The 4,516-nt window shown below is 70.3% G+C and carries 2 protein-coding genes; both read left to right on the forward strand.

Translation table 11 applies throughout. The features are described 5' to 3' along the window. Window positions 1-1,218, forward strand: a 1,218-nt coding sequence (locus tag AB1L88_RS26770; protein WP_367099786.1) for an efflux RND transporter periplasmic adaptor subunit, incomplete at its 5' end; no start/stop codon positions are given. Between the two features lie 27 nt (window positions 1,219-1,245). Beyond that, the gene (locus tag AB1L88_RS26775; RefSeq protein ID WP_367099787.1) at window positions 1,246-4,386 is read left to right on the forward strand and encodes a CusA/CzcA family heavy metal efflux RND transporter; all 3,141 of its coding nucleotides are present in this window, start codon (window positions 1,246-1,248) and stop codon (window positions 4,384-4,386) included. The last annotated feature ends 130 nt before the right edge of the window (window positions 4,387-4,516 follow it).

The raw sequence follows: 4,516 nt of genomic DNA on the forward strand, positions 1-4,516 counted from the left end.
CACGGCACCTCGGCCGCCCTGCCCGACGACGGCTGGTGCGCCTCGCACAACACGCCCGAGGCGCTCTGTGCCGAATGCCTGCTCGACCCGAAGACGCACCGCGCCGAAGGCCGCCCCGAGTCGTGCCGCCAGCCGCTCCCGATCGTGAGGTTCGCCTCCGGCGACCTGTCCGAGACGATCGGCCTGAAGACCGTGCCGGTGGCCGAGGAACGCCACGCCCACCACGCCGAGGCCAACGCCGAGACGGATTACAACGGCAACCGCCACGCCGAGATCTCCCCGAGGGTCTCCGGCTTCCTCCGGGAGATCCGCGTCGACCTCGGCGACGAGGTCCACGCCGGCGATGTCCTGGCCGTGGTCGACTCGGCCGAGGTCAGCGGCGTGAAGTCCCGCCTCATCTCGGCCCGGGCGGCCCTCGACCTGGCCCGGGTCGAATACGATCGCACCCAGACCCTCGCCCAGCGCAACGCCGTGGCCTCGAAGCAGGTCCTGGAGGCGATGACCGCCCTGAATCAGGCCGAGGCCGCCTCCCTGGACGCCTCCCAGTCGCTCCGGAATCTCGGTCTCGACGAGGAAGACCTGGATCGGATCGTGGCCGAGAAGGATACCTCCAGCACGCTGGAGATCGTCTCGCCGATCGGCGGCTCGGTCATCTTCCGGCACGCCGTCCTCGGCGAGGCCGTCCAGCCGACGACCAAGCTCTTCGGCGTGGCCGACAAGGCGACCATGTGGCTGTGGGTCGACGTCTATGAGCAGGACATCGACCGGGTGGAGGTCGGCCAGCGCGTGAGCTTCCAGGCGGCCGGGGCCGGACGCGCGGCCGACGCCCCCTCGTTCGAGGGCACCGTCACCTGGGTGGGCTCGGAGGTCGACGAGACGACGCGCACGACCCGCGTCCGGGCCGAGCTGGAGAACCCCGGCGGCCGGCTCCGCGCCAACCTGTTCGGCCGGGCGAGGATCCAGGTCGAGCAGGAACACGACGTCGCGATCATCCCCCGCGATGCCCTCCAGCGGCACGAGGGGGCCGACCTCGTCTTCCTGCCGATCGGCGACGGGCGATTCCGGCCGCAGCGGGTCGTGATCCGGCCCACCGACCGCCACGGGTTCGTCGAGGTCGCCTGGGGCCTGGAGCCGGGCGAGGAGGTCGTGACCGACGCCGGCTTCCTGCTCAAGACCGAGATCATGAAGGGCGCCATCGGCGCCGGCTGCTGCGAGTGATCGCCCCGCCGACGGAGGTGCCCCCCAATGCTCAGCGCACTGATCGATTTCAGCCTGAAGAACCGCTTCGTCATCCTGATCCTGACCGGGCTGCTCGTCTTCATCGGCGTGCGTTCCGCCCTCGAGCTCCCGCTGGACGCCTTCCCCGACACGACCCCCGTCCAGGTGCAGATCAACACGATCGCGCCGGAGCTGTCGCCCGAGGAGGTCGAGCGGCTGATCACCTTCCCGGTCGAGTATGCCATCGGCGGGCTCAAGGGGCTGCAGGAGGTCCGCTCGGTCTCGAAGTTCGGCTTCTCGCAGGTGGTGGCGATCTTCACCGACGAGACGGACATCTACTTCGCCCGGCAGCAGGTCAACGAGCGGCTCGGCGAGGTCGAGCTGCCGGAGGGGATCGCCCGGCCCTCGATGGGCCCCGTCGCCACCGGCCTGGGCGAGATCTACCACTACCTGCTGCGGAGCGAGAATCCCGAGGTCGACCTGGCGGAACTGCGCACGCTCCAGGACTGGGTCATCCGCCCTCGCCTGCGGCGGGTGCCGGGCGTGGCCGAGGTCAATGCCTGGGGGGGCTTCGTCAAGCAGTTCGAGGTCCGCACCGATCCCGACCTGCTGGCCAAGTACGGCCTGACGCTCGACGACGTGATCGCCGCCCTGCGTTCCAACAACCAGAACGCCGGCGGCGGCTACGTCGTCCGCTCCGGCCAGGCGAGCCTCGTGCAAGGAGTCGGGCGGACGACGACCGTCGAGCAGATCGCCGGCGTCGTCGTCGCGGCCGAGGACGGCGTGCCGGTCCGGGTCAAGGACCTCGGCGAGGTCGGCATCGGCCACGTCATCCGCCGCGGCGGCGTGACCGCCGGGGGCGAGGGGGAGGCGGTGCTCGGCCTGGCCTTCATGCGCATGGGGGAGAACTCCCGGGAGGTGACCCACGCCCTCGACGCGGCGATGGCCGAGGTCACCCGGGCCCTGCCGCCCGGCGTCGAGATCGAGGTGCTCTACCGCCGCACGGAGCTGGTCGACCAGGTCCTGCACACCGTCCGCGACAATCTCTTCCACGGGGCGATCCTGGTGATCGCCGTGCTCTTCGCGTTCCTGGGCAACGTCCGGGCCGGCCTGATCGTCGCCAGCGCGATCCCGCTCTCGATGCTCTTCGCCGTGACGATGATGCAACGGGTCAGGATCGCCGGCAGCCTGCTGTCGCTCGGGGCGATCGACTTCGGCCTGGTGGTGGACAGCTCGGTGGTCATGGTCGAGAACTGCGTCCGCCGCCTCGGGGACGACCGATCGAACCGGAGCAAGCTGGCGATCATCCGCGATGCCGCCCTCGAGGTGCGGCGGCCGACGATGTTCGGCGAGCTGATCATCATGATCGTGTACCTGCCGATCCTGACCCTGCAGGGGACCGAGGGGAAGCTGTTCCGCCCGATGGCCATGACGGTCATCTTCGCCCTGCTCGGCTCGCTGGTGCTGTCGCTGACGCTGATGCCGGTGCTCGCCTCCCTGGGTTTGTCGCGGCGGGCACGAGCGAAGGAGACCCGGGTCGATCGGTTCGCCCACTGGCTCTTCCAGCCGTTGCTGCGGCGGGCGCTGAACCACCCGGCCCTGACGTTGGCCTTCGTCGGCTCGGTGACCGTGGCCACGACGATCCTGGGCCTGGGCCTGGGCTCGGAGTTCGTCCCCCGCCTCCATGAGGGGTCGATCGTCATCAATACGGTCCGGCTGGCGGGCGTCGACCTGGACGAGTCGCTCCGCTACGGCTCGCACATCGAACGCTTCCTGAAGGAGGAGTTCCCCGACGAGATCGAGGACATCTGGAGCCGGACCGGGACGGCCGAGGTGGCCACCGACCCGATGGGCCTGGAGGTGACCGACGTCTTCATCACCCTCACGCCCCGCGACCGGTGGAGGAGGGCCGAGACGCAGGAGCAGCTCGTCGCCCGGATGGCCCGCGTGACCGAGGTCCTGCCCGGGATGCGGGCGATCTACACGCAACCGATCGAGATGCGGATCAACGAGATGATCGCCGGCATCCGCGCCGACCTGGGGGTGAAGCTCTTCGGCCCCGACCTGGAGGCGCTCAAGTCGAAGGCGGCGGAGATCCAGCGGGTGGTCGGGCGGATCTCCGGGGCCGCCGACGTGACGACCGAGCAGGTGACCGGCCTGCCGGTGCTCCGCGTCGAGGTCGATCGCGAGGCGCTGGCCCGCCACGGCGTCTCGGCCGAGCAGGTCCTGAATGCGGTCCGGGCGACGGGCGGCCTGCAGGTCGGCGAGGTGCTGGAGCCCGATCGCCGCTTCCCCCTGGCGATCCGATTGCCGGAGGAGTATCGCGACGACCCGACGGCCCTGGACCGCATCCTGATCCCCACCGCCTCCGGCCAGCGGCTGCCCCTGACGCAACTGGCCCGGCTGGAGGAGGTCGAGGGCCCCTCGACGATCAACCGGGAGTGGGGCCTGCGGCGGATCATCGTCCAGGCCAACATCCGGGGGCGCGACCTGGGCTCGTTCGTCGACGAGGCCCGCGACCGGATCGCCCAGGAGGTCGAGTTGCCGCCCGGCTACTCGGTCGAATTCGGCGGCCAGTACGAGAACCTGATCCGGGCCGAGCGGCGGCTTTACCTGGTCGTCCCGCTGGCGCTGGGGCTGATCCTCAGCCTGCTCTACCTGTCGTTCGGCTCCGTGCGCGACGCCCTGATGATCTTCACCGGCGTGCTGTTCGCCCGGGTCGGCGGGGTGCTGGGGCTCTGGGTCATGGACATGCCGTTCACCATCTCGGCGGGGATCGGCTTCGTCGCCCTGGCCGGCGTGTCGATGCTCGACGGCCTGGTCCTGGTCAGCTCCATCCGCGACCGGATGGGCCGGGGCGTCCCCAAGCGGGAGGCGATCGAGCAGGCTCGCGAGGCGCGATTGCGTCCGGTGCTGATGACCAGCACGGTGGCGGCCTTGGGGTTCGTGCCGATGATGCTCTCGACCGGCATCGGCGCCGAGGTGCAGCGGCCGCTGGCGACGGTGGTCGTCTTCGGCGTCGTCAGCGATACGCTGCTGACGATGCTGGCCCTTCCGGTCCTCTACCTGATCTTCGGCAAGGGCCCCGATTCCACGGAAACCGCGCCTCAAGACGATCGAGAGCACCGCCTTGCCACGGCTCGCAATCCGGAGCTGGCGGGGGCGTAATTGACGGGGTCGGTACGCGGATCGGGGCCAACCGGGCCGGCCACCGGCCGAAGGCCGCCGCGGCCTTTTTCCTTGCGAGGCTTCGCGCCGTCCGACCTCAGGCGGCAGGCCCCCGATCATCGGGTGCCTT

Origin of the sequence: Tautonia sp. JC769, from assembly GCF_040717455.1 — a bacterium.
Lineage (GTDB): Bacteria > Planctomycetota > Planctomycetia > Isosphaerales > Isosphaeraceae > Tautonia.

Coding starts and splice junctions, on each gene's coding strand:
- AB1L88_RS26775 (WP_367099787.1), top strand. CDS start 1,246: ATGCTCAGCGCACTGATCGATTTCAGCCTGAAGAACCGCTTCGTCATC.